Source organism: Paenibacillus thalictri (genome assembly GCF_004307995.1).
Classification (GTDB): domain Bacteria; phylum Bacillota; class Bacilli; order Paenibacillales; family NBRC-103111; genus Paenibacillus_AF; species Paenibacillus_AF thalictri.
In genome coordinates this window covers 22207-48086 of sequence record NZ_SIRE01000017.1, presented here as the reverse complement: position 1 = coordinate 48086, position 25880 = coordinate 22207, and the positions used below count along the sequence as shown (strand labels likewise).

At 49.0% G+C, this 25880-nt stretch carries 23 protein-coding genes; 3 read left to right on the top strand and 20 right to left on the bottom strand.

Annotated elements, in window-relative coordinates:
• Window positions 1-150 precede the first annotated feature (150 nt).
• The 7 genes from EYB31_RS22910 to EYB31_RS22880 form a co-directional block, all read right to left on the bottom strand.
• Window positions 151-1338 (bottom strand): M20 family metallopeptidase, encoded by a 1188-nt coding sequence (locus EYB31_RS22910; protein WP_240762750.1) that lies wholly within the window; start codon window positions 1336-1338, stop codon window positions 151-153.
• Window positions 1339-1365: 27 nt separating this feature from the next.
• Window positions 1366-2331 carry an ABC transporter ATP-binding protein gene (locus EYB31_RS22905; protein ID WP_131015753.1) on the bottom strand — a complete coding sequence of 322 codons (966 nt, stop codon included), beginning with the start codon at window positions 2329-2331 and terminating at the stop codon, window positions 1366-1368.
• Window positions 2332-2349: 18 nt separating this feature from the next.
• Window positions 2350-3324 carry an ABC transporter ATP-binding protein gene (locus EYB31_RS22900; protein WP_131015752.1) on the bottom strand — a complete coding sequence of 325 codons (975 nt, stop codon included), beginning with the start codon at window positions 3322-3324 and terminating at the stop codon, window positions 2350-2352.
• 94 nt (window positions 3325-3418) lie between these two features.
• A complete protein-coding gene (gene nikC / locus EYB31_RS22895; RefSeq protein WP_131015751.1) occupies window positions 3419-4324 on the bottom strand; it encodes a nickel transporter permease in 906 nt (301 codons plus the stop codon).
• Between the two features lie 33 nt (window positions 4325-4357).
• Entirely contained in the window at window positions 4358-5278 is a 921-nt protein-coding gene (nikB, locus tag EYB31_RS22890; RefSeq protein ID WP_131015750.1) for a nickel ABC transporter permease, read from the bottom strand.
• Between the two features lie 289 nt (window positions 5279-5567).
• Window positions 5568-7115 (bottom strand): glutathione ABC transporter substrate-binding protein, encoded by a 1548-nt coding sequence (locus tag EYB31_RS22885; protein WP_131015749.1) that lies wholly within the window; start codon window positions 7113-7115, stop codon window positions 5568-5570.
• Between the two features lie 55 nt (window positions 7116-7170).
• Window positions 7171-8511, bottom strand: coding sequence for a M20/M25/M40 family metallo-hydrolase (locus EYB31_RS22880; protein WP_131015748.1), 1341 nt, complete (start codon window positions 8509-8511; stop codon window positions 7171-7173).
• A gap of 183 nt (window positions 8512-8694) precedes the next feature.
• Between EYB31_RS22880 and EYB31_RS40330 the strand changes: the two genes are divergently transcribed.
• Window positions 8695-8871, top strand: a complete 177-nt coding sequence (locus EYB31_RS40330) for a hypothetical protein (RefSeq protein WP_165452561.1) — start codon at window positions 8695-8697, stop codon at window positions 8869-8871.
• A gap of 95 nt (window positions 8872-8966) precedes the next feature.
• Here EYB31_RS40330 and EYB31_RS22875 read toward each other — a convergent pair whose 3' ends face one another.
• Entirely contained in the window at window positions 8967-10925 is a 1959-nt protein-coding gene (locus EYB31_RS22875; RefSeq protein WP_165452560.1) for a methyl-accepting chemotaxis protein, read from the bottom strand.
• A 211-nt stretch (window positions 10926-11136) separates the two neighbouring features.
• On the opposite strand from EYB31_RS22875, the gene EYB31_RS22870 reads away from it, so the two are divergent.
• Complete coding sequence (locus EYB31_RS22870) at window positions 11137-11457, top strand: RidA family protein (RefSeq protein ID WP_131015746.1); 321 nt, start codon at window positions 11137-11139, stop codon at window positions 11455-11457.
• Window positions 11458-11571: 114 nt separating this feature from the next.
• On the opposite strand, the gene EYB31_RS22865 is transcribed toward EYB31_RS22870, so the two are convergent.
• From EYB31_RS22865 to EYB31_RS22820, 10 genes are all read right to left on the bottom strand, one after another.
• Window positions 11572-11829, bottom strand: coding sequence for a YqkE family protein (locus tag EYB31_RS22865; RefSeq protein ID WP_131015745.1), 258 nt, complete (start codon window positions 11827-11829; stop codon window positions 11572-11574).
• Between the two features lie 120 nt (window positions 11830-11949).
• The gene (locus tag EYB31_RS40960) at window positions 11950-12930 is read right to left on the bottom strand and encodes a DUF3892 domain-containing protein (protein WP_131015744.1); all 981 of its coding nucleotides are present in this window, start codon (window positions 12928-12930) and stop codon (window positions 11950-11952) included.
• Window positions 12931-13039: 109 nt separating this feature from the next.
• Entirely contained in the window at window positions 13040-13924 is an 885-nt protein-coding gene (locus tag EYB31_RS22855; RefSeq protein ID WP_240762748.1) for a carbohydrate ABC transporter permease, read from the bottom strand.
• Window positions 13925-13939: 15 nt separating this feature from the next.
• Window positions 13940-14836, bottom strand: a complete 897-nt coding sequence (locus EYB31_RS22850; RefSeq protein ID WP_131015743.1) for an ABC transporter permease — start codon at window positions 14834-14836, stop codon at window positions 13940-13942.
• A 110-nt stretch (window positions 14837-14946) separates the two neighbouring features.
• Complete coding sequence (locus EYB31_RS22845; protein ID WP_131015742.1) at window positions 14947-16614, bottom strand: extracellular solute-binding protein; 1668 nt, start codon at window positions 16612-16614, stop codon at window positions 14947-14949.
• 169 nt (window positions 16615-16783) lie between these two features.
• Window positions 16784-17257, bottom strand: a complete 474-nt coding sequence (locus EYB31_RS22840; RefSeq protein ID WP_131015741.1) for a cupin domain-containing protein — start codon at window positions 17255-17257, stop codon at window positions 16784-16786.
• 22 nt (window positions 17258-17279) lie between these two features.
• Complete coding sequence (locus EYB31_RS22835) at window positions 17280-18107, bottom strand: phosphoenolpyruvate hydrolase family protein (RefSeq protein ID WP_131015740.1); 828 nt, start codon at window positions 18105-18107, stop codon at window positions 17280-17282.
• 15 nt (window positions 18108-18122) lie between these two features.
• The gene (locus EYB31_RS22830; RefSeq protein WP_131015739.1) at window positions 18123-19355 is read right to left on the bottom strand and encodes a Tm-1-like ATP-binding domain-containing protein; all 1233 of its coding nucleotides are present in this window, start codon (window positions 19353-19355) and stop codon (window positions 18123-18125) included.
• Window positions 19356-19358: 3 nt separating this feature from the next.
• Window positions 19359-20399 (bottom strand): Gfo/Idh/MocA family protein, encoded by a 1041-nt coding sequence (locus EYB31_RS22825; RefSeq protein ID WP_131015738.1) that lies wholly within the window; start codon window positions 20397-20399, stop codon window positions 19359-19361.
• Entirely contained in the window at window positions 20396-21217 is an 822-nt protein-coding gene (locus tag EYB31_RS22820; protein WP_131015737.1) for a sugar phosphate isomerase/epimerase family protein, read from the bottom strand. Before EYB31_RS22820 ends, EYB31_RS22825 begins: the two co-directional genes overlap by 4 nt.
• Before the next feature lie 139 nt (window positions 21218-21356).
• Here EYB31_RS22820 and EYB31_RS22815 point away from each other — a divergent pair, with 139 nt between their 5' ends.
• Window positions 21357-22133 (top strand): AraC family transcriptional regulator, encoded by a 777-nt coding sequence (locus tag EYB31_RS22815; RefSeq protein WP_165452559.1) that lies wholly within the window; start codon window positions 21357-21359, stop codon window positions 22131-22133.
• Here the strand turns inward: EYB31_RS22815 and EYB31_RS22810 are convergent.
• On the bottom strand, window positions 22116-23801 hold the full coding sequence (locus EYB31_RS22810) for a cache domain-containing sensor histidine kinase (protein WP_165452558.1): 1686 nt from the start codon (window positions 23799-23801) through the stop codon (window positions 22116-22118). The genes EYB31_RS22815 and EYB31_RS22810 overlap by 18 nt on opposite strands.
• A 119-nt stretch (window positions 23802-23920) precedes the next feature.
• Window positions 23921-25504: a response regulator gene (locus EYB31_RS22805; protein WP_165452557.1), complete on the bottom strand. Its 1584-nt coding sequence runs from the start codon at window positions 25502-25504 to the stop codon at window positions 23921-23923.
• Between the last annotated feature and the right edge of the window lie 376 nt (window positions 25505-25880).

The window sequence follows — 25880 nt, the reverse complement described above, 5'->3', positions numbered from 1 at the left end:
ACTTCCCGTTTATTTTACTAGCCACGTCTAAACAAACACTAAACAATGATGCAAACGATCAACACAGCAACCGGATCGATCTTTGAGTAAAAGGTGCTTAAATCGCAAAAAAAGAGAGACAGCCGGATCGGCTGCCTCTTAAAAAATGGCTTATAAATTTGCTTGAAACGCGGCTTTGGCGTTCTGAAATTCTTGCCTGATTTCCGCCAGCAGGTTCGGGTCGGCAATCAGATCATACGCCGCTGCGGCAATCGATTTAGCGGCCGCAATGACCGCATGATGACCGCTTTCGCTGACCCCGGCCGCGACCCATTCGGTCGAATGGCTGGATGTGCCAAACGGCACAAAAGCGACACGCAGACATGCGCCCGGAACGATGTAGGTCACGTTGCCGAAATCGGTGGAGCCGGTGCTGGAACGCGGCGGTGAAATATGTTCGATGCCCGCTTGTCTGGCATTGTCGAGCAGCAGCTTGTTCAGCGTGTCGACGTTGACTTTGTTCTCGCATTGCTTCACCTGCCGGATCGTCAGCTTCGAGCCGGTAGCCAGCGCTGCGCCTCGCGCCGCATTGTAGACGCGTTCGAGCACGGTATCGAGATACGGGCGGTCCGCCGCGCGCACATAAAACTGCGCAACAGCCAAGTCGGGAACGATGTTGGCGGCGGTGCCTCCATTGGTGATGACGCCGTGCATTTTTACATCGGGTCTTACATGTTCGCGCAAATATTCGATTGCGTTAAAGGTCATCAGCACCCCGTCCAGCGCGCTGATGCCTTTCTCCGGAGCTACGGCGGCGTGTGCGGCTTTGCCTTCGAATACAAAATCGATCAAATTCATCGCCAGCGATTTGCCGTCCACCGTGGTGCGGTCGCCGCCATGCATCATCAGCGCGACATCCAGCCGGTCGAACAAGCCGTGCCTGATCATCGGCAGCTTGCCGCTGGTCGTCTCTTCGGCCGGAGTGCCGTATACGACGATTTCCACGGGCAGATCGCCCAAGTTTTGCGACAGCGCGATTGCCGCCCCGGTAATCGATGCGGCCTGCAGATTGTGGCCGCAGCCGTGGCCAAGCCCCTCTAGTGCGTCGTATTCGCACAATAAGCCGATAACGGGGCCGCCTTCTTTATTTTTATACGTCGCTATAAATGCCGTCTCCAGACCGGCGACGCCTTTTTCCACCGTAAATTGATGTTCCGCGAGCGTACGGGTAAGCAGTTCCACGGCTTGAAATTCATTGTTCCCCAGCTCCGGATGGTCGTGAATAAAATCATTGACGTCGATAATCATCTGCCTCATGTTGTCCACTGAAGCGTATATATTTAATTTGGTTTGGTTCAATCCGGTTCCCTCCGCCAAAAGCAATCTTTAATTATATAGATGGCAGGCCACAAGCTGGCCGTTCACTTCTTTTAATACGGGTCTTTCCGTGCGGCAAATGGCCATACATTCGCTGCAGCGCGGATGAAATGTACAACCTGAAGGCGGGTTCGCAGGACTTGGCACATCGCCCTGCAGCACAATTCGTTCCTTCTTCACAAGCGGGTCGGCAATCGGTACCGCGGAAAGCAGCGCTTTTGTGTACGGATGCTTCGACGAGCTGAACAACTCGCGTTTGTCGGCCAATTCAACAATGCGGCCCAAATACATAACGCCGATCCGGTCGCTGATATGTTTAACGACGCTGAGATCGTGAGCGATGAACAAATACGTCAACTGGAATTGGTCCTGCAAATCCTGCATTAAGTTAATCACCTGGGACTGGATCGACACGTCAAGCGCCGATACCGGCTCGTCGGCGACAATCAGCTTCGGATTCAGCGCGAGCGCCCGGGCGATGCCGATCCGCTGCCGCTGGCCGCCGCTGAATTCGTGGGCGTACCGCTTGGCATGGTAGCCGCTCAAGCCAACGACCTCAAGCAGTTGTTCCACCCGCTTGTCCCGCTCTTTGCCGCTGGCGATGCCATGAATGTTCAGCGGTTCGGCGATAATGTCGCCTACCGTCAGTCGCGGATCCAAAGAAGCGTACGGATCCTGAAACACCATCTGCAAATCTTTGCGCAGCTTCCGCAGCTGCCCGGCATCCATGCCGACCAGATTTTTGCCTTCATACAGCACTTCGCCGTCAGTGGGCTTCAACAATTGAAGAAGCGTGCGCCCGGTTGTCGATTTGCCGCAGCCGCTTTCGCCGACTAAACCGAGGGTTTCGCCCTTGTAAATCGTAAAATCGAGGCCGTCGACCGCTTTCACGTGGCCGACCGTGCGGCTCAGAATGCCTTTTTTGATCGGATAATATTTTTTAAGATTCTTTACTTCGATAAGCGGTTGATTCACTTTGCATCTCCTTCCGGCTTAGGGCGTATGGAGCCAGCAGCGGCTTACATGCCCGGGTTCGATTTCCATCAGCTGCGGCGCGTCTTTGCGGCAGTTTTCCATGGCGAATTCGCAGCGCGGCGCAAATGTGCAGCCATCGCGCAGACTGCCGGGAATCGGCACATTGCCTTTAATCGAATACAGCCTTCGCTCTTCGACTTCGAGCGACGGAATCGACTTCATCAAACCTTGCGTATAGGGATGTTTCGGATTCGTAAAAATCGTCACGACATCGCTTTCCTCCACCACTTTGCCGCCATACATCACGATCACGCGGTCGCACATTTCCGCAACGACGCCCAAATCGTGGGTAATCAGCATGATTGCGGTATTTTTCTCGGCGCGCAGCTTCCTCATCAAGTCCAGGATTTGCGCTTGAATGGTGACATCCAGCGCTGTTGTCGGTTCGTCGGCAATCAGCAGCTTTGGCTCGCAAGCCATCGCCATGGCGATCATCACCCGCTGACGCATGCCGCCGGACAGCTGATGCGGATATTCGTCGACAATATGCTCCGGTCTCGGAATACCGACCAACTTCAGCATCTCCACCGCATGCGACTTCGCTTTCGGTTTGTTATAGCCAAAATGAATGCGTGTCGCTTCGCCGATCTGCTCTCCGATCGTAAATACCGGATTAAGCGAAGTCATCGGCTCCTGAAAAATCATCGCCATGTCGTTGCCGCGAATGCTGCGCATCTCGTCATCCGTAAGCGCCAAAATGTCTTTTCCGTCAAAATGGATCGAACCTTCGACCACTTTCCCCGGAGTAAGCCGCATCGTCGTCAGCGATGTCACGCTTTTGCCGCAGCCCGACTCGCCGACTATGCCGACCGTCTCTCCTTCGCGGATGGTGATATCAACCCCGTCCACAGCGGGAACGACGCCTTCGTCGGAATAAAAATAGGTTTTGAGCCCTTTAATTTCGAGCAGTTTGTTTTTTAATTGATTTGTCATGGGGGGCGCCTCCTAAGAACTTTGCGATAGCAAAGTTCACTTCGTAAGCCTAATCCGAGTTTTGCAGAGCAAAACTCACTTCGTAAGCCGAAAGTTATAGTTTCATCTTGGGGTCAAGTGCGTCGCGCAAGCCGTCCCCCAACATATTAAAAGCAAGCACCATAAACATGATGGCCAGCCCGGGTATCGTGCTGACATGCGGGGCCGTCCGCAAATATTCCCGGCCCGTGCTGAGCATCGCGCCCCACTCCGGTGTCGGAGGCTGCGCTCCCATGCCAAGGAAACTGAGTCCCGATGCGGTCAAAATCGCCGTAGCGATCCGCAGCGTGGAAAGCACGATAATCGGGGCGATGCTGTTAGGGATCACGTGTTTGAAAATAATTGACGCATCGCTCGCTCCCATCGCTTTGGACGCTTCGATGTACTCCTTGTTTTTCACGGAAATGACCGAACTTCGCGAAATCCGCGCAAACGTCGGCACCGAAAAGATCCCGATCGCAATCATCACGTTAATCATGCTGGGGCCAAGCACGCTGACAATCGCCAGCGCGAGCAAAAAGCTCGGAAACGCCATGAAAATATCCATAATCCGCATAATCAGCGCATCGGCTTTGCCGCCGTAATAACCGGAAATCGTACCTAAGGCCATTCCGACAACAACGGAGATAATGACGCCGACGATGCCGATCATCAAGGAGATTTGCGCGCCGTAGATGATACGCGAAAGAATGTCGCGGCCGAACTCGTCCGTGCCAAACGGGTGACTCCATGACGGGGATTCCAGCATGATTTGCATATTTTGCGCAAACGGGTCGTATGGCGCAATCCAACGCGCCAACAGGGCTACGATAATAAATATCGCTACCATCCATAATCCGACCATCGCCCGCTTATTTTTTTTAAACCGGCTCACCATCATTTGCAGCGGCGTGCGCGGCTTATAAGTCCGCTCGTTTCCGCTGTTTTCGGCAGGCGCGGCCGCAGTGGCTGTCTGACTCATGAGCTTGCTCCTTTCTTTGTACAACCGGATGAATTAATCGTATCGTACCCGGGGGTCTACCAAGCTGTAGCATAAATCGACGATCAAATTGACGACAACAAATATGGCGGCGATAAACAGCACGGTGCCTTGAATCGCGGGATAATCGCGGAATTGTATCGATTGGATGACATAGCGTCCGATACCGTTCATGGAAAACACCGTTTCCGCCAGCACCGCTCCGCCCAGCAAATGTCCGAATTCGAGGCCGATGATCGTGATGATCGGAATTAATGCGTTTTTCAGCGTATGTTTGTATATGACAAACTTTTCTTTCACACCTTTGGCGCGAGCCGTGCGCACAAAATCTTGATGAATGATTTCAAGCACCGAGGAACGGGTCAAACGGGCGAGAATCGCCGAAGAGGAAAGCCCGATCGCAAATGCCGGAAGGATGAAATATTTGAAGCTGTCCGAGCCGCCGGAAGGCAAGATGCGTAAATAAAAGGAGAAAATCAAGATCAGCATCAATCCGAGCCAAAATACCGGCATCGATATGCCAAACAGCGAAAACAGCATCGTGGCGTTATCCCGTAAACTGTTGGGTTTGGTAGCGGAAAATATGCCGGCCATTAATCCGACGACAACCATGATGACAATCGCCATGACCGTCAAGGTGAGCGTAGTCGGAAAACGGGTCATGATCTCCGTCATCACCGGCCGGTTGGAACGCATCGACGTCCCCAGATCGCCTTGCAGCAGTTGTCCGATGTATTTGCCGTACTGGACATACAGCGGATCGTTCAGGCCAAGCCGCTCGCGGACAAGCTCCACGTCCTGGTCGCTTGCTTCGTTACCGGCAATCATCCGGGCCGGGTCGCCGGGCACGGAATGGATCAAAATAAACACAAGTATGGATACGCCAATCAAGGTCGGAATCATCTGTAGAATTCGTTTTATAATATAGCTGAACAACCAAGCTCCTCCTTTTCAAAGTCTTCATAATTAGGAAGAGGGAGGGCCATCGCCTCCCTCTTACTTCTTTTCATAAGTTTGTTCGATGAATTCATTCTGAATATTTATTCATGCAGCGTATGGAGGGCAAGGGAATGGCATGCAAAGTTTACGTCCGCCTTGAAAACCGTGTTTTTACCGCAAGGTAAATTCAAGAAAACACGGTTTTCACGAGCGGTGGAATGCCATCCCTTTCCCGCAATAGCCTTGTTCATGTATAAATTTCACAGTGGTATTTCATCGGACAAACTTATTTTTTTACGACATCACGCAAAATCAGACGTTCGTTATTCCAGCTGTACACATTCTCGAGATTGCTGCGGTAACCTGTCGTTTGCTTATAGTCAAGCAGGAAAATCCATGGAGCTTGATCTTTGATCAATTTCAGCGCATCGACGTAAACCTTCTTGCGTTCGTCGGCATTGGCAGATTTCATGCCTTTGTCGATGAGAGCGTCAATCTCCGGATTGGCCAGTTTCGAATAGTTGCTTGCGCCTTTGGTCATCAGGATCGGTCTCAAACCCCAGTCCGCATCGTTGGTCGATGCGCCCCAGCTGTTTAACGCAAGGTTGAACTCGGCTTTCGGATCGCGGGTCGCTTCCTGGAACGCGCCGAACTCCCATTTGCGGAATTCCACTTTCAGTCCTACGGCTTGCAAGTTTCCTTGGATAAACTCAGCAATTTGACGGTCCATCAGGTAACGTCCGTCCGGAGTCCACAATTTGATTGTTGTGCCCGGCTGTACGCCTGCTTCAGCAAGCAATTGCTTTGCTTTTTCCGGATCGTACGGATATGCTCCAACGGAGGAGAAACCCCATACCAGTTCGCCCACTGCCGCTTCCGCCACTTTTGCTTGGCCGGACATGATTTTTTTCACGATCGTTTCTTTATCTACCGCATAGTTAAGCGCTTGACGCGCTTTGGGATTATCGAACGGCGCTCTGGTCGTGTTAATGGACATGTACAGGTTGCGTGAGCTTGGTTCAACAAGCACTTTGACTTTGTCGTTTGATTTCAGACGATCCACGTCGGTGGTTACTACAGGAACGATAATGTCGGCTTCGCCGGTTTCCAGCATGATCGAACGGGCGGAGTTTTCCGGCACCGGTTTAAACGTAATTGTTTTCGATTTCGGCTTGTCGCCCCAATAATCGTTGTTTGCTTCGAATACGAGTTTGTTGCCCGGCACCCATTCCTTCATTTTATATGGACCGGAACCTACCGGCGATTTGCCGACGTCCTTGCCTTTTTCCTTCAGGTTTTTCATGCTGTGGATACCGCCGTTCGTGTGGGCGAAGGAAATCAGCGCCGGACCAAACGGGAATTTCAGATCAAAGCTGACTTGGTATTCGCTGTCCGCATTCACCTTGTCGATAAACTCGGCATACAGCGAGTAACGGTTCAGCTTGTTGTCTTTATTGATGACACGATCAAACGTATATTTAACCGCTTCCGCGTTCACCGGAGTGCCGTCCGTGAACTTAACGCCTTCGCGGAGCTTAAACGTAATTTTTTTGCCGTCAGGAGAAATTTCCCATTCTTTGGCTAACTGAGGAACAATTTTGTTGTCTTTGTCCAAGGTGACCAGCTTGTCAAAGATAAGCTCATTGGCATTGTTGGAGATGCCGTCGCTGGTGTCTTGCGGATCAAGCGTAACCGGCTCGGAACCAAATGCGACTATAAGGTCTTTGGGTTCGGCTGCGCCCGTTGCGCTCCCTCCGGCGGAAGGCTGCGAGGAACTGCAGGCGGAGATGACAAGCATAAGTGATAATGCGAGAATTGATAGTGTTTTTTTCAAAACGTTTCCCCCTTCGTGTACTAAAAATATTATAATTTACGGGCTGCATAATCGGTTATGCCAATTCATGGATAACCATGGCAGCCAGCTTGATGCCATACATATAATCGCTGATGAAAATGTTTTCGTTTGGCGCATGTTTGCGCGAATCGCTGTTGCCTACGCCAAAACCGACCGTGGGAATGCCAAACTGCTGGCACAGCTGATACATCGGCCCCGAACCGGGATTCATCAGCACCATTTGCGGCTCTTTGCCGCTGACCTTCTTGGCTGCTTGGATCACTTTTTGCACGAGCGGGTGGCCGGGATCGGTTTTTGCCGCCCTGGAGCCTTTGCGCGCCCGGATTTCGATATCTTCGAAGCCGTTGCGGTCCAAGTGTTCCCTCAGCAGCCTCACGATCTCTTCAGGATCTTGATCCGGCACGAGACGGAAGTCAATCTTCGCTCTCGCCTTGGAGGGCAGCACCGTCTTGGAGCCTTCCCCAATATAACCCGAATCGATGCCGCAGATGGTGCACGTCGGCTGGAAGAGCAGCTTTTCTTTCAGCGCTATGCCCGACAGGTTCAGCAGAAACCGGTCCAGACCGTATCGCTCAAGTGTCTCCGCCTCGGGATATGCCATCTTCTCCAGCGCTTTCCTCTCCGCATCGGACAGATTAGCCACCCGGTCGTAGAAACCGCCGATCAATACGTTTTCGTCGCGGTCTTTTAATGTATTTAAGGCCCATACGAGCCGCCAAGCGGCATTTTCAACAATCGCTCCATTCAGCGAGTGAAGATCGGAGTTCGCACCACTTGCAATCAATTCGACATATAAAATGCCTTTGGTGCCAAGCTTAAGCTCAAAGCTCCCGTCCGGGTTGACGATACCGTTTTCCCAAATGCACAGATCGGCCTTCACCTTGTCCGAATGACTTTCAATAAAATCGGACAAGTTCACGCTGCCCCGCTCTTCCTCGCCTTCGACGATAAACTTCACATTCAAGGGCAGCCTCCCGTATACCTGGGTATACGCATGAATCGCGCAAATGCGGGCCATCAATGCCCCTTTATTATCGGCAGCGCCTCGGCAGATCAGCTTATCCTCTTGAATTTCGGCGGCAAACGGCTCGCAAACCCATTGCTCCAGCGGATCTTCAGGCTGGACATCGTAATGGTTGTAAAATGAAATCGTTTTCTTTCCGCCGCTAAAAAATTCGCTGTACACAACGGGGTGGCCTGTCGTTTCCAAAATATCAGCCGTACCGCCGATTTGTTTAAACAGCGACTGAAGCCATGTTGACGCCTCCTGTATGCCTCTATTTTGCGTGGAAACGCTGGGTATCCTGCAAAACTCGCGCAGCCAGTCGATGTACATGTCTTTGTGTTCCTCGATGTAGCGGTTAACAAGATCCATCGTACTCGTTATCCTTTTCTTCTTAAGTTGTCTTGTAAAGAATTATAACACCGGCTTTACAAAATGTTTAATTTATAATTTTATGGATTATTGATAAAAAAATTTTTCAGAATCGGCAATGTCACTTTTGCCTGTCTTCCGCATATACTGTGTTGGTTGAGAAGGAATTAGGGAGGGATCTCATTGTTAACCGCCGCAAATGATCAAGTATGCACCAAAGAAAGCGTTATTGAAATACTGAATCGGATGGAGCTGAATCAAATAGCCAACTGGTTGCGCATTTTACCGGAGGAACGCTGGAGAGGGATGTTCCTGACACATTGGCCCACACTGGCCAAAAAGTGCGGCTTACGCGACTAAAGCCGCGCTACATAAACAAAAACGCCGCAAGTAATCGAAAACAGCGATGCCTCCCCTTGCGGGAAGCTCGCTGTTTTTTAATACGCACACACGGATTAAATTTTGAACCTTTTAATGAGCATCTGCAGTTCGTCCGCCATTTTGGACAACAAATTCGCCGAAGATGTAATTTCCTCCATGGTGGCCAATTGTTCTTCGGTTGCCGCGGCTGCGCTTTGCACGCCGGATGCGGTATGGTCGGAAGCCTGCTTAATGACATCAAACGCCTGCACGACCTGCTGTGTATGGTCCGACATTTGCTGGGACGATGCCGATACCTCCTGAATTTGCGACGTGACCTCATGGATCGATTGCCTGATTTGCAAGAAGGCGTCACCTGCGGTATTTACCGCTTCAAAACCGCTGGCCACTTCGCGAATGCCGGCATTCATAGAGTGCACCGCTTTGGTCGTTTCACTTCGCATGTGTTGAATCAGACCGGTAATATGCCCGGCGGAGTTGGCGGATTGCTCGGCAAGTTTCTTCACCTCGCTGGCCACGACCGCAAAACCGCGTCCGTGCTCCCCGGCCCGGGCCGCCTCAATGCCGGCATTCAGAGCGAGCAGGTTTGTTTGCGTAGCAATACCGGTAATCGCATCAACGATCTGTTCGATTTCTTCGGAGCGCTCGCGCAGCACCTGAATCGTCTCTGCCAGATGATTCACTGTTTCGCTTATGGAGTTCATTTGCGCTACCGCTGTTTGAACCGCCGTGTTGCCTTGCTCCGTTTTCTCCGAGGCGATCGTTACCGCAGCGGATACGGATTGGGCGTTAGCTGCAATTTGGCGAATGCCGGAAGACACTTCTCCGACTGCTTGGGCGCTCCCCTGCAAATTATGGATTTGCCGTTCGGTGGCATGCGCAACCTCTTCCGTCACGGCAGCAACTTGCTCGGCCGCCGAACTTGTTTGCGCTGCGCTGGCCGTCAGTTCCTCCGCCGATGCGGCCACGTTGATCGCGCCCGATTCCACCTGCTGAATCAACTGGCGCAAATTCAAAATCATCGCATTAAAGCTTGCGGCAAGCTTGCCGACCTCGCTTTGGTCCTTGACCGCGACGTGGACCGTCAAATCTCCTTTTGCCGCCTGCTCAGTCAAATAAATCAGCCGCACAAGCGGCGTCGTAATGACGCTTGAGAAATAAAATCCGACAGCAACGACCAAGACAAGAGCAGCCACCATAATCCAGATGCTGTTCATCTTGATTTGCGTGCTTTGCGCCATCACAATATCGTAAGGTTTTTCGTTGCAAATCAGCCATCCGGTTTGTTCGTCGTAAATATAGGAGATCAGCATATCTTTGCCGTCACGGTTCATCACCTCGCTGCCGTCTTCGCCCTTTAACCCTTTCTGTACAAAAGGAAGCTCGCTGATGTCCTTTTGCTGCAGCGTTTTATCGGGGTGCGCCAATATTTTTCCGCTGCGGTCCAGAATAAAGGCGGTGTTTCCGTCGCTTGACAGCTTGGTGACATAATCGCTCAGCTTGTCCAGCAGCAGTGTATTGTTGATCGTTCCGATCGTTTGTTTGCTGGCATTCAAGATCGGGGCGACAAGTACGACGACCAGCTGCTTTTCGCGCTGCGTGATGCTGACATCGGAAATAACCGGCTGGCCTGTCTGCATCGCTTGTTTGAAATAATCCCGGTCCGCCAGACTTGTCGTTTCTTTATCGTCGGCACGCACGATTTGCTGGCCCGTCTTGTCCAAATAAGTGACCGACTGCGATTCGGGATGCTCTTTGGCCGTAGCGGCAAGAAACGATTTAATAAAAGCCAGATTGGCCGGAGATGCCGTGCTGAAAGCATCGGTTTGAGCAAATGTTTTAATCACGTCAAAATTTTTGTGAATCATCAGGTTAACGCTCTCTTGGACTTCCCGGGCGTTGCCCATGCTCAGCTGGGTTGCGTTTTTTTGCAGCGCCTTGTCGTTGGTGCCAATGCTGTAAATGGCAAACACAAGCAGCGGTAAAGCGGTGAACAGAACCAAAATGGCAATCAATCTCTTTTTCAAAGACAATGAAGCTATAGCGCTTATCACATTCAAAACTCCTGTCTCACATATTTGTCGATTCCTGCGGATCCGTGTTCCACTTGTTTTATTATAGGCACCAAAAGCAATTAGCCCAGATCTCGTTCCGCATATAAGAACAAAACATGCAAAAATAGGTAATTATAACCATGTTTTCACATATAGGAACCAGACGGCCTATTCCCCGCCACGATGAGATATGATGAGATCAGTTGTGCTGCTTATTTCCGGAATGCTGCCAACCGGCGGCGACGGACAATTGGTAGGCAAAGGCGACCCAACGGCACAGGCGGAGCAAGTATTTCAAAATATCGGAGCCGTGCTCAGCGCAGCGGGCGCAACATTTGCCGATGTGGTCAAGCTGAACATCTATTTGACCGACATCGGGCTGCGCAGCGCGATAGCCCCTGTCCGCGAAGCTTGTTTCGGCCAGAACAAACCTGCCAGCACGCTGCAGGAAATAAGCCGGCTGGCGCATCCCGACGCCCTGCTTGAAGTCGAAGCCATCGCTTATTTGTAAGCGGAGTACCGTATTGCGGCCGGCTGCAAGCTGTCGCTCGAAACCCGTTCAACGAAAATACCGTCCGGAATGATCCGGACGGTCGGGATAAATATAGCGGTTATAGTTAACGGACTACTTGTGCTTTTTCCAGTCCATGCTGCTGTTATTGAGCAGATGCTCAAAATCGTTGTCCAGCCGCTTCTGTTCGGCACGGCGCGCTTCTTCCGCCCGCGTACGCTCCTGCTGCTTGCGCTGCTCGTCCTCCGCTTTCATCTCGTCGGCTTGTGACTTCAGCTTCTCGACGATGTCGGGACGAAGCAGATCTTTTAAGGTTGACGGCTTATCGGAAGCTGCCGGAGCGGCGGGGGCGGACCATTTTTTCTTCGCCATGATGATCACCTCATTTTCTAGCCATATTATATCAAGCTGAAGGAATAAAAAAAACCGGCCCTCACGTGGAGTACCGGCTGTATCTTGTTTGAATGGACCGAATTGCCGCCCGAATCGCCTTTAAAACCGCGGCAAATTGGACAAATTGTTGCTCGGGTCGCCATCGGGGTATGAACGCAGCGTCTTTTCGCCTTCGCGGTTTCTGCCCGTGTTGACATCTTCGATAAGTCCGGCTTCGGCCATTGCAATGGCTTGGTTGATGTCAACGATGGAGCCGTCCTGAAACTGCACGGCGCGGATCGCTCCGTTATCGTAATGAACCGCCTGGATGATCGCTTTGTTCGGATCAATCGTATGCGGCCCTTTGCCGTATTGCGTGCCGTCGCGCATAAAGGTGCCGTATTGAATCGGCTGGCCGTTCTGTCCGTAGCCGGTGTAACCGCCTTGGAAGCCGACATTACGCGCATCGGCATGATTGATTCCGGTATTGCGCATCCCGTAAGGCGCGTTCGCATCCCCCGACGAACCGGGAACCGGCATGCCGCCGCCCGCTTTGAACGTCTCGGTGCCGGCGTCTCTCGCCTGCTGCATATTGCCTATGCTGCCCAGGTTTTGCATGCCGGTCGCGCTCTGCATGGTGTTCATGCCCTGCATCCCGCCCATACCCTGCGCGTTATTTGCCGTTCCTTGCGTGCCGCCCGCAGCACCTTGCATCCCCATGCCTCTTGTGGCGCCCATGTTTTGCATCCCATTCATGCCATGTATGGTATTCGCAGCATTCTGCATTCCGGCTCCTTGCATCCCGCCGTTTGAAAACTGCATGCCGCTTATCCCCTGCGAGTTGCCTGCACTTTGGTAGCTGCTGCCGGCGCCTTGCACGTTACCATTGCCGAATGTGCCGCCCATCCCTTGCATGTTACCTTGATTTTGCGCACCGATCATGCTGCCGGCACTTTGCGTGCCGATAGCGCCACCCATGTTTTGCATACTTCCGGTCCCCGCCATTCCCATATGTCCCGTGCCGGGGAAGGTATTCATCATCACGTTTTGCTGCTGCTGTTCCATCTGATTGTAATCGTAACCGCTGCGGCGTCTTGCCATAAGGTAGATCAGCTCCTTTTTTAATTATGTCCTATACATTGATGCCAAGTATCTTGAACTACCTTATTAGCATGCGCGATTCAATTGGAATTTATGCCCAACGTTGAAGTTATCCTTTGACCGAACCCATCACAAGGCCATCTTTTACATACTTTTGCAAAAAAGGATAAAGACACAATATCGGAACCAAGGTGATGACGTTATAAGCCATCATCAACGACTTCTGCGATACCCGCATCACCCTTTGCGCATCCGACAATGATTCAACGGCTTGCAGCTGGGTTTGAAGGACCTGCATATACGTTTGGATCGGATACATGGATGCGTCCGTCATATAAATCAACCCGTCGAACCATGCATTCCAATGGCCGATGGAGCTGAGCAATACCAATGTGGCCAGCGCAGGAACAGATAAAGGAACATATATTTTTAATAAGGTTTGGAAATAACTCGCACCGTCCATAAGAGCGGATTCTTCGATTTCCTTCGGAAGCTGGCGAAAGAAATTCAATAGCAGCACCACATTAAACACAGGCAGCGCTCCCGGAAGTACCAACGCCCACACGGAATTAATCAAACCTAGGTCATTGACAAGAATATAGGTCGGAATCAAGCCGCCATGAAAAAGCATCGTTACGACACAAAGCCAGACATACCAGGATCTCCCGGGAAACTTATTTGGCTCTTTCGATAAAGGGTAAGCCGTAATAACGGTTAACGCCATATTGATCGTGACGCCAAGCGCTACCCGCAGGAAGGAGATGCCCAATGCCTTTACAATCCGGTCATCGGACAATGCTTGTTTATAAGCTTCCAGATTAAAACCGATCGGCCAAAGCCCGACAAGATTGGCCCCCGCAGGGCCCTTATCACTGAAAGAAATCGCAGCCATATGAATGAAGGGGATCACGCATATTACACCCAAGCCGACTAGCACTGCTATGTTAAATAGGTTAAATATCCGGTAAAGAACTGCCCGCTGATAAAGTCTCACCCCGGCACCCTCCTTTTAAAAAATTCGATAATTGGCATACTTCTCAGCCAACCGATAAGAAAGCCAAATGAGCAGAAAGCCGATCACCGATTTAAAAAGTCCGGCTGCCGTCGCTAGACTGTATTGCGCGCTTAATATACCAAGTCTATACACATACGTATCGATAATGTCACTGACCGAATACACAAGCGGATTGTACATCGTGAATATTTGGTCAAACCCCCCGCTCAGAATATTACCCAGGCTTAAAGTTGCCAGCAGAATGACAATCGGAGTAATGCCCGGAATTGTAACATGCATCGTTTGCTTCCAACGGGTGGCGCCATCGATCATTGCGGATTCATACAATTGGGCGTCAATATTGGTTAATGCGGCCAATATAATGACGATCAAATAACCGCATTCCTTCCACATGTTGCTTGTAAACAGCACAGCAAGAAACCAAGGAGGATCGCCGAGAAAAAAAATCCGCTCCAAACCTAAGGCCGCGACAATATTGTTCACGACACCTTGTCTTCCGAATACATCAATAAGCACGCTGCTCATAATCACCCATGAAACAAAGTGGGGGAACAGCAGCACAGTCTCCGTATACCGCTTCAAAAGCTTTAACCGCAATTCATTCAGCAGCAATGCTATGACAATAGAGGCCGCCAAGGTAGTGACAATCTTTACAAAGGATATAAACAGCGTATTGTAGACGACATCCCGAATATCGGGTAATTCAGTTAAATATACAAAATGATCAAAACCGATCCAATCAGAACCGAAAAAACCCTTAGTCGGGTAATATTCCTGAAAAGCAATAACAAACCCTACCATCGGCCCGTAGGAAAATATGAATAACATCACGATCCCCGGCAGCAGCAAAATATGAAGGGGCCACGTATGTTTTATTTTTGTACGGCTCATTATGATTTTTAACATCATCAATACCTTCACTTTGATTAGAATGAGGAGGCAATGGATGAAGCGGTTCATATCGAAGCCCCACCCTACTGCCCCCTATTTTACCGGACCGTTTATTTATTCGTTTTATACCAAGCGTTAACTTCATCGGACAAGTCTTTGCCGCCTGATTTGTTCCATTTATCTACGAATGCATCAAAGTTATCAAGGGACTCACCCATGATGAATTTAATCAGACCTTCCATACGCGCTTTATCTGCAAGCGGTTTTTTGGCGGCTATGACAGGTGTTGTCGGCCCTTGGAAAGCGCTGTAGACCAGATTGTTTTGAAGCTGTTCCTGAATAATCTTGTAGGACTGCGTAACAACCATCTTCTCTGTCCAACCGTATATGGATTTGGGATCCATGATCAACGGATATTTCTTCTTCGCTTCTTCGCTCTTCAGCTTGCTGGTGTCCCCGCTGGCGATAACTTCCCGCAGATTCTCATCCAATATTTGATTTTTCATCGGCGGATCAAACCAGAAAGGCGGATACAATTTGAAATCCTCTTGCGCTTTATTATAGGCCTGCTGGTTGTTTCCGTGGTAAAAAGCAGAATGCTGGCCTTGCCATAGTTCGTACCATAAATTGTATTGTTTCACCGCCGCTTCCGGATATTGAAAGCCCTTTTTAACAACCAGCCATTTGCTCGTAGACGACTTGTTCTTAATTTTGTATTTGCCTTCCGGGTTCACCATAATGGGATACGCAAACCATTCGGCTTCGGGCTGATTCAATTTATTTTTCATCGGCGGCCCAAGCGAACCCCAGAAAGGATAGAAAATGATGCCGATTCTTCCGGCTGCAATATCTTCCGTGACCTTATCCCCATTTTTGACAGCAAACTCGGGATCAAACAGCTTTTCCTTGTAAAAGTTCTGCATCGTTTGGAGCACATTTTTCATTTCAGGCAACGTGTCCCCATAAACAAGCTCACCGTTTTTATTAGGCAGCCACGTGTCCGGGTATACACCATATGCATGGGCAAATGCGTCAAGCACCAGCCCAAGGTCATTCTGCAGGCCGATCCCGATTGTGTTTGGACCGCCCATTTTATTATCAATAAATGCTTTAGCAACCGTACGCAGCTCCTCAATCGTTTTGGGAGCCTTTAAGTTCAGCTTATCCAGCCAATCCTGCCGGATCCAGATGAGCTGAATCCCCCCGGCATAGTCTTGAGTGATCGGCAGCCCATATACCTCCTTGTCGAAGGTAACCGGCTTGAAGAACAGCCCATTGTCAAACCCGAACGATTCCTTCACACTGTCCGTAGCATATTTCTTATAAACTTCGCCAAGTGGTTGAATTTGACCGGCCTTCATCAGCTTATACACTTGAGCCGCGTTTGCTTCGAACATATCCGGTATGTCATTGCTCGCAATCGCAAGATCAAGACGTTCCGCACTTCTTCCCCGCTCCACCAGCCATTTGACATCCCATTTAATATTTAATTTTTCTTCGTAAAATTTAGTCAGAATGTTGTCCTTAATCGACTCACCTTGGGGAAACCATATACTAGGGTTATCTTCCCGCATAACACTGATGGTTATCGGTTTAGCAAAAGGCTCCAGCGGTCCGTCTTTTCCCGCTACTTTCGCAGTATCGGCTTTCGTTTCCTGATTGTTTGTGTTTTTTGTGCTTCCCGCATCCTTACTTTCGGTGGTACATCCGGCTAACACCAACGTCAGCATCATACTTACCGCGCTCGAAAAAACAAGACCCCTTTTAACCGCTTTCATTTCATGCCTCCCCTAACTATTTTTTGAGCTCATTCATGATTATAGCGGCAGCGCGTTAGCACCGACAATATGAATAAACACCTCTTACTAGTACTTTTCTCCGATTCCTGCAAATCACCGTTAATAAAAAAACAGAACACAACTATCGTGTCCTGGGCGCTAACGATTTCTATTCTTGTTTTAATTGAACCTGCGGGTTGCTAAATACATCAAACCGATCCCGTGCCGGACTGGAAAATTCAATGACAACGGCACCGGCTTCTCCAGCTTGGAACCCATGATACACATTGCCGCCAATCGTGTATTGCTCGCCGGCATGAAGCTCAATCTCCTGAAATTCGGTATGGACCCGGACTTTCCCCCATACGACCCGGAACGTTTCCAGCTTCCCCGGATCATCCCCTACAGGAGGGTGCATATGCTCCGGGATCGTTTGCAGCGGCAGAAGAGCCAATTGTCGGGCACAATAACGTTCATTATTGATGTATTCTACAAATTGAACTCCATAACGGGCAATGTCCTTTAAGCCATAATCGACAACCTTGAGATGTGCCTTATCCTCCTCACTTAACGCGACATTGGCCTTTTCTAACAAAACCAATGCCTGCTCCCTCGCTTCTTCCAAGGAAATGCCTGCGGCCATGACGGTTCCCCCTTGTCTTCGTTTATTTTAATGATAAGGATGTGAATTTCCGGATATGTTCCGCAACAGCACGTTCTACCGGAAGACGTTCCGCGCTGGAAGCGCCGTAAAAACCTTGTACCCCGGTGGTATGCTTCAGAATAAATGCCGCATCTTCCGGCTCGGCAATCGGCCCGCCATGGCAAATGACGATGATGTCCGGATTGACCGCACGTGCCCCGTCGCATATACCCTGAACGGCGGCGGCGGCTTCCTCCAGCGACATCGTTGTCTGCGCGCCGATCGAACCGCTTGTTGTCGTTCCGACATGCGCAACGACAATATCAGCGCCTGCGGCAGCCATTTTGCGCGCTTCATCATGCGTAAAGCAGTACGGAGTAGTTAGCAGATCCAGCTCTCGGGCAAGCCGAATCATCTCAACCTCTTGGTCGTAGCTAATTCCTGTTTCCTCCAGATTAGCCCGGAACCTTCCGTCATAAAGACCGACAGTCGGGAAGTTCTGAACCCCGGAGAATCCTGCCTCCTGCACCTGCTTGAGAAAACGCGGCATAGAACGAAACGGATCGGTTCCGCAAACACCGGCCAACACCGGGGTTCGTTTGACGACAGGCAATATTTCACCGGCCATCTCCATCACGATTGCGTTGGCATCTCCATACGGCATAAGCCCGCTCATAGACCCACGGCCCGCCATACGAAACCGCCCGGAATTATAAATAATGATCAGATCGCTGCCTCCTTCTTCTTCAAATTTTGCTGTAATCCCTGTACCGGCGCCTGTGCCGATAATGGGCCGGCCCTCTTGAATCAGGCGGTGAAGCCGTTCTAATATGACACGTCTAGGAATCATCTTATCCTTTCCTCCTTACGATCCATTATGGTTTCCGATCAATTCCAGAAGTAGCTGTACCGCCTTATCGGCAAATGCAGATTCGTTAATAGCCATATCCATTTCGATGATTTCAATATCGGGCTTCAGTTTATTTCTCATAACGGAGAACAATACGCCGTCTGCTTGCGGATCATAGAAGGGCTGGCCCTCCTCTCCCAGAATAGATAGTCCCCGGAGCGGCAGCATCACCTTTACCGGACCTTGAGAAGCATTCAACCGCAGAGCTATCTGTTCGCCAATAAGCAGGTTATCTTCACTTGACGTTCGCATCAAGGTGTTATTTGGATTCCATGAATAAAATACCCTCCCTTCCTTGAAGCGAGAGACAGGTATACTTTCGCGAACCCCGAAATTGACCATATCCAGGCAGCCCGGAGCTACAACCTGAGGAATGCCTCGCCGCCCCGCTGCGCTGAGCCGCCCAGGCCCCGCGCTCATCATACCGCCGCACAATTCATCGGCAATTTCAGTTGTCGTCAGATCAAGCACCGCATCGATGTAACCTTCTTCAATAAGCGATTCCATCATTTTCCCGCCTGTTCCTGTAGCGTGAAAGATGAGGACCTGGTACCCCTGCTCCCGCAAACGGCAAGCGCATGCTTGCACACATGCGGTTGTATTGCCAAACATGGTCGCAGCAATAACCGGCGCATTTCCCTTCGACGGTAAAGGAAGCTCCGCTTCAACCATTCCGCACACCGCCCCCGCCGCTTGAGCGATCACCATCCGGGAAATAGGATGAATTCCGGCTAGATCCGTCAAAGACGGAATCATGACTATATCCTTGATGCCGACATAACCGGACACGTTCCCTGAAGCAACTGTCGATACACACACTTTAGGAACGCCGTACGGGAGTTCCCGCATCGATGCGGTCACGATAGCGGTTCCCCCGCCGCCTCCCATCCCAATGATGGCTTGGAATCTCCCTGCTTGATATAATCTTTGAACAACGATTGCCGCACCATTGCACATAACTTCCATAGCACGGTCACGATTGCCCGCCCCACGCAATACGTGCAGATCCGCCCCTGCCGCTTGAGCGATTTCCGCAGCATCAATCTCGACCGGGAACTGCCCCGAAGTTGCCATAACCCCGACATTTACGGATAACACCCCATGACCACAGGCCATTAACCGCTCCCGGAGGTACACAAATTCTTCTTCCTTCGTATCAAATGTACCTATCATGAGTATGATCGACATCCATCAGACAACTCCCGATTCATCCGGATTCAATATATCGCTTAGCTTGACTACGATGTTGTTCTCAGACGAACGTACCGCAGCTTCCAATACTGCAATCACCACATAAATATGTTTCGGATTAATTAACAACTCTTCGCCGAAAGTGACGGCTTGATACAGGTTGTTGTAGATAACGCCGGGTTTCGGTGCGTCAGGTATTACCGTTTCTTCAGTATATTGCTTTTTAATGACACCTTTTTTGAGGGTAACATTGCCTGTTGACTGTTCGAATTTGATGGAGCCGTGTTCTCCCCGCACATAAAACAAATTAAAGGAGTGTGGGGATACGTAAGATATTTCAATATGGGCCGTTGCTCCGTCCGCAAATGTAATGGTTACCGATGAATTACTGTCGCCATCGAACTCCCAGCCTTCGCTGTTCAGCCTTGCGTAAACCGTATCCGGCGGGGAATGATGCGCATGCAGCACCATATCAACCAGATGGGGACCCCAGGAAAACAGCGTACCTCCTCCTTGCTCTTTCTTGCATTCCCAGTTCGGAATGTAATCCGGAGAACCTTCGTATCCGCCCCAGCCCGACATCAATTGCACATTATATTGATAAGGCTTGCCAATCGCATTGGACGCCAATGCTTGTTTGATGTAAGGATACTGCTGATGCCCGCTAAATCTGTGGTTATGATTGACGACCAGTAATTTACCGTTGGCATCGGCGGCCTCCACCATACGTTTGGCATCCTCCGCATGAAGCGCCATCGGCTTCTCCACGATCACATGTTTCCCGCTCTGCAAAGCTTGAATCGCATGGACCGCATGAAAACGAGGCGGGGTAGCCACAACAATAACGTCTATGTCCGGGTCCGCCAGCATTTCTTCATAACTTTGACTAGCCTTCGCGTTTAATTCCCGTGCAACCTCCGTTTTTCTCCGTTCACTTAAATCAAATACGGAGGCAATTCTGAATGGATCGCCGCACTCGCGAATAGCCGGCAGGTGGTAATCCAGTACTCTTCCGAGTCCCAAAAAACCGATATTTATCATAGGTCGCTCTTCTCCTTAACGTCTGCTCCCAAGCCTAAACGGGATATAGCAGAGACGATATAATCAAAGCTTTCTTTAACACTTTCAAACGGATCTTGGGTACACACATCTTGTTCCACAACTAACCATTCCACTTCTGACTGTGCGGCCGCTCGCAGGATCGAATCCCAGTTCATGTTTCCCCGTCCCACCTCAGCGAATACCTGGTTCACCTTGCCTTCCCTCTGTTCGATAGCCAAATCCTTAAGATGAATAATCGGAACGCGGCCTTTGTACCTTGATATCCATTCCGCAGGATCACCGCCCCCATGCTGCACCCAATACGTATCGATCTCCGCCAAAATACCGGCTTGCGCCGTTTGCTCGTAGAAATAATCCAGCGCCGGCCGGCCCTTGCAGGCCACAAACTCGAAACTGTGATTATGGTAAGCGAATTTGAACGGCGTAGACTTCAATCTCTCTCCAATTTCCGATATCGACTTGATATATGCCTCTAGACCGCTAAGATAGCTTTTACTCCAATCCCCTCCGTATGAATACGTAATATAACGGCAGTTCAGAAGTTCCATTTCTTTTAACACTTGATCAAATTCGCCTTCAAGCCTGGCTAAAGGTACGTCCACACCACATACGGATAAATCCATCTCCTGAAGAATATCCCTCATATCGCGGATCTCGATGGGAATTCGAAAAAATTGGACTGATTTATAACCGATATCGCAAACCTTCTGAAGCGTATGAACGACATCATTATAGCTTGTAAATTGATCCCGCAATGTGTACAGCTGCACGCCTACCTGTTCAGGGGCAAACCTCATCGTACCCGCCTCCGATTGGATATGATCGAAACGCGAATGACTGATCTCCTCCTTGTCCTTGATGATTTGCTCATCTATAATAAATTGTAGCTTGCAGATTATGGTTAAAATAGGACTTTTAAGCGGGGTTTTGGTAGAAATGCGACAACATCAACCGAGTTCGGAACAACTCAGGCTGAAACTGGAGATCAAAAAGCAGCGGATCACCGACATGCATCCCGAGCATCAGTTTCATAAGCTGTTCGATCACTTAGAGGATGTTAGTTTTTTTGCAAAGGACTGCGAGGGTAAATTATTTGCATCCAACCCGACACTTCTAAGGCGTTACAATCTGGAGGAAGAAGCCGATATTATCGGCAAGACCGATTACGATCTTGTACCTTTAAGTATTGCGGAGAAATACCGGAAGGATGATTTGGAGGTCATGCAGAGCCGGCAGCCGCTGCTGAACATTATTGAGTTGGCGCTCAATGCGGTAGGTGTGCCGGAATGGTGTTCCACGAACAAATTCCCCGTCGTATCGGCCAACGGGGAAATAGCGGGGGTTATGGGCACCATTCAAAGTTACCGCTTTGGCATGTTGGGAAGCTCGATACATCACCCATTCCAGGAAGTCATCGATTATATAACCGAACAATATAACGCCAACCTTTCCGTAAAAGAACTGGCCGGCAATCTCAATATGTCCGTACGAAACTTTGAGCGGATATTTAAAGACATTTTCGGTATGAATCCGCAGCAATTCATCATTAAAACACGTATTTTTAAAGCATGCGAGAAGCTGCGCACAGGGGCGAGTGTGGCGGAAACCGCCTTAGCTTGCGGTTTTTATGACCAAAGCTCGTTTACCAAGCTGTTTAAAAAACAAATGGGGCTTACTCCCCTGCGATATATCAAGTTATACGCCATGCGATGATTCCACACTGCAAGTGCTGCGGGCGGGCCAAATGATGGTAACCTCTGCGCCTGTCTCTATACCGTCTTTTATCTCAATGGAGCATGCGGGACCAAAATGCAGTTCCAACCGTTCTAATACATTATGAAGACCATACCCCGATCGGCCTAACGATATGTCTTCTAAATCACGCGTTTTTTTGAGCAAGCCCGGTCCGTTGTCCAAAACGCGCATTTCAATAAAACCGTCATCCGTGAGTATTGCTTTCAGTTCGATCACTCCCGCCCGGTCGGAATGCTGGATACCATGCTTAAACGCATTTTCTATAAGCGGCTGCAAGCTGAGTTTAACCGCATCATAGTCCAGCACCTGTTCATCTATACAATAGTTCACTTGGAGAGCATCGTCGTATCTGATTTTCTGAATGTACATATATTGTTTAACAATTTCAATTTCCTCTCTTACCGTAATGATCTCTTTGCCCTCACTTAAGGTTAATCTGAAAAACTTGCTCAAAGCCGTTATGATCGAAGATACCTCATACGCATCCTGATTAATTGCCATCCAGTTGATCGTATCCAGCGTGTTGTATAAAAAGTGCGGGTTGATCTGCGCTTGCAAAGCTTCGAATTGTGCTTCCTTCTTCATATGCTCCGCCCGGTAAATTTCCGCGATCAAACTATTGATTCTCGATCTCATCTCGTTAAACCGTTTCTCCAGTTCGCCCAGCTCATCATTTACTCTACTGGGTACAACCGTAGTTAGTCCATCATTTTCAATATAAGACATCACCCGAATCAAGCGGTTAATCCGTTTGGTAGAGTTTTTCAGGATCAAATAAATCAGTAAAATAACGATAAGCAGCACGGCGGCAATGGTGATGAAACTGGAATCCCTCAGCTTTTTACTGCTTGAATACAAGATGCTTTCCGGAATTGTCGTGATCAGCGTCCAGTCGTTGATTTCCACCTTTCTGTAAACGACTTGCTTACTTTGACTGCCTTCTTCCGTCTTGAACGTTCCCTTGGGACCACCTTGCATGACTTTATGCAATAATTCGGCATCAGGCCTGGAGGCCATACCGGTTCTTGTATTTGCTGCTATGATGGCTCCTTCCTGATCGATCAGGTAAGTGATACTTCCTGAAGCGCTGCCGACATTACTCATGATTTGTTCGATGAACTTATTTTGTGTGTATACTTCAATAATGCCGATTACATTATTCGTATAATAATGTTTAAGCAATTTATATTGGCTTGTTACATCTTGATCCAGTTTTTTACTCAGCCGTTGGCTGGATCTCCACAACGCTTTACCGTCTTGCTTTTCAATCGCCGCCTGCAATTCCTGATTATCGACAATCTTAAACGGATAAATCATGATTTGTTCTTGGGAGAATAACACTTCCTCCGGCAGGTAGATGCTAAGGTAATAATTGCTATAGCTTGTAATAATATCGTTCAGAAATGGCTTCAATGCAAAATAATTTTCAATCTGCTTTAATTTATCGGCTTCGTGCAAGCTGGAATACAGCAATTCATTCATGGCATGCTGATTGGATATAATATTGGATACTTTGTCCATCTCATTAAAAATATAAGTGATGTGCAGATTAAGCTGCTCTAAAGCGCTGGCAGCATTCTCATCCACCTGGGCATCCAGAATTTCGATCGATCTTTGGTAAGACACAAAGTAAAATATAATTGTAAATGCTACAAAAAATGTAATACACAATAAAATAATTTTGTTGCGGAGTTTTATGTCCCCTCTTAGAAGCTGAAGGAGCTTCGTTTTCCTCCATTTCATATTCAATAACTCCCTTCCCTGTATTGGGAAGGACTTCGGCCGAAATGCTTTTTAAATATTTTCGCAAAGTAATTAGCGTCCTGATAACCAACCATACAAGCTATTTCGCTGATTCTGTGCGTGGTGCTCAAGATCATCTCCAATGATTTTTCCAGCCGCATCGTTGTGAGGTAATCCATATAATTGACTCCCGTTTCCTGTTTGAACAATGTGCTGAAATAATTAGGACTCACCTGCATGCACTCGGCTACATATTGCACATTCAGCGGCTCATTGTACCGGGACTCCGTCAGCTCTTTAGCTTTACTGATGATTTGAGCGGACCTCTTTCTTCCTTGCTGCTGCTGGGAGTGTTCACATAAGGCAAATAAAATTTGGACTAACCTTTGTTCCATTTCATTAAGCGTTTGCAGCTCCAGAAGTTCGCTTAAACGGTGAAAATCGGCCATTGCCGGATTTAATTTTCTTGCTACCTGTTTAACCAGAGATACAAGCTCAAGCCGGACGGTCTGAATTTCGTTCGAACTCATAAATTCGCTTTGATAAACGGGGTTCAAAATCGTGCGGACATACTCCTCGGTTTGGTTGCAATCGCCCGCCAGGATGTATAAAGCGAGTTTCTCGACATAGGTTTCTTGTTGAACAAAAGGATACCGCTCCTTCATGTAAGAGGCAGGGTACGAGATAACATGCCCGTTCCCCTGAATAAACCGCTGATTGACAGCTTCAACCGATGCGGAATAGGATTCGGCCAATTTTAAATAATGATCCGCCAGGCTCCCGATTCCAATCATGAACCCGGGGCCGTAACGATGTATTAGTCGATCCAAAAGGAGACAGCAAACCTCGTGCACGCTATCGTCGCTAAGCGGCAACCTGGCATCTGGCTGTATTACGGCTATGACTTCCATTTCGGACTTGCGGAATACCTCACTGACGCCCAACTTACTAAAAGCCTCCTGAATCGTTTCCAGCATACGACTCGATTCAGGACCAATTACATTGACAACGCTTTCATCAAGACATATATTAACAACGACCATAGGCCGCTTAATATTCAAAGCGATATGGAGCTGCTTCATTTTGTTTCCCGTCGGGTCGACATCCTGATATTTCCCGGATAGAAGCGATGTCAGGTACGTCTCTCTCAGGAGCCCGATATTTTCGCTCCAGTTCCCCTTCAAAGAAGATATCTCCAACTTCACTTCCGTCTCTGCCTCGAAGGTGGATATAATCCGCTCCAGCACAGGATTTAATTCATTTAAGTCGATGGGCTTCAAAATATAATCAACGACACTTAATTTAAATGCCTGTTTCATAAATTTGACTTCTTGAAATCCGGTAATCATCACAATTTTGACATCGGGATACAAGCCTTTCATCCGGGTTGCCAGCTCAATTCCGTCGATCTTCGGCATAGCGATGTCCGTGATTAATAAATCGGGCTTAAAATGAGAACTGATATGCAGCGCTTCGGTTGCGTCTTTAGCTGTTGTGATCTGTTTAAAACCGAATTTTTTCTTTGTTACATACTTTTCGATTCCTTCACGGATTTGCTTTTCGTCATCTACGATAAGCAAGTTCATAACCATCCCTCCTACTATAAAAGTAATATTGCCTCTTGGCTCATCCACTCGATTGCTGCATTGACAGTTTAAGAGGTGCTAGTAGAGAATGCATTTGAACAAACCTCAGGAATACATTGGAATCCGGTCTTCATTTATGTATAGACAATGTAATTCTACAAAACAATAGTTTAATTGTAAATAATTCCACTGTTTAATCCTGCCGAGTAATTGGCCCGCAGCATCATGTATTGGACATAAAAAAAACGGCATTCTGCAATGGTTCCGCACCATGAGAATACCGTAATAAAAATCAATGAAACGATGGCGAGGCCACTGAAAGAGTGAACGCTGCATGTGCGAATCATACTTTAGGGTCGCTGGTTGTCCCCGAATT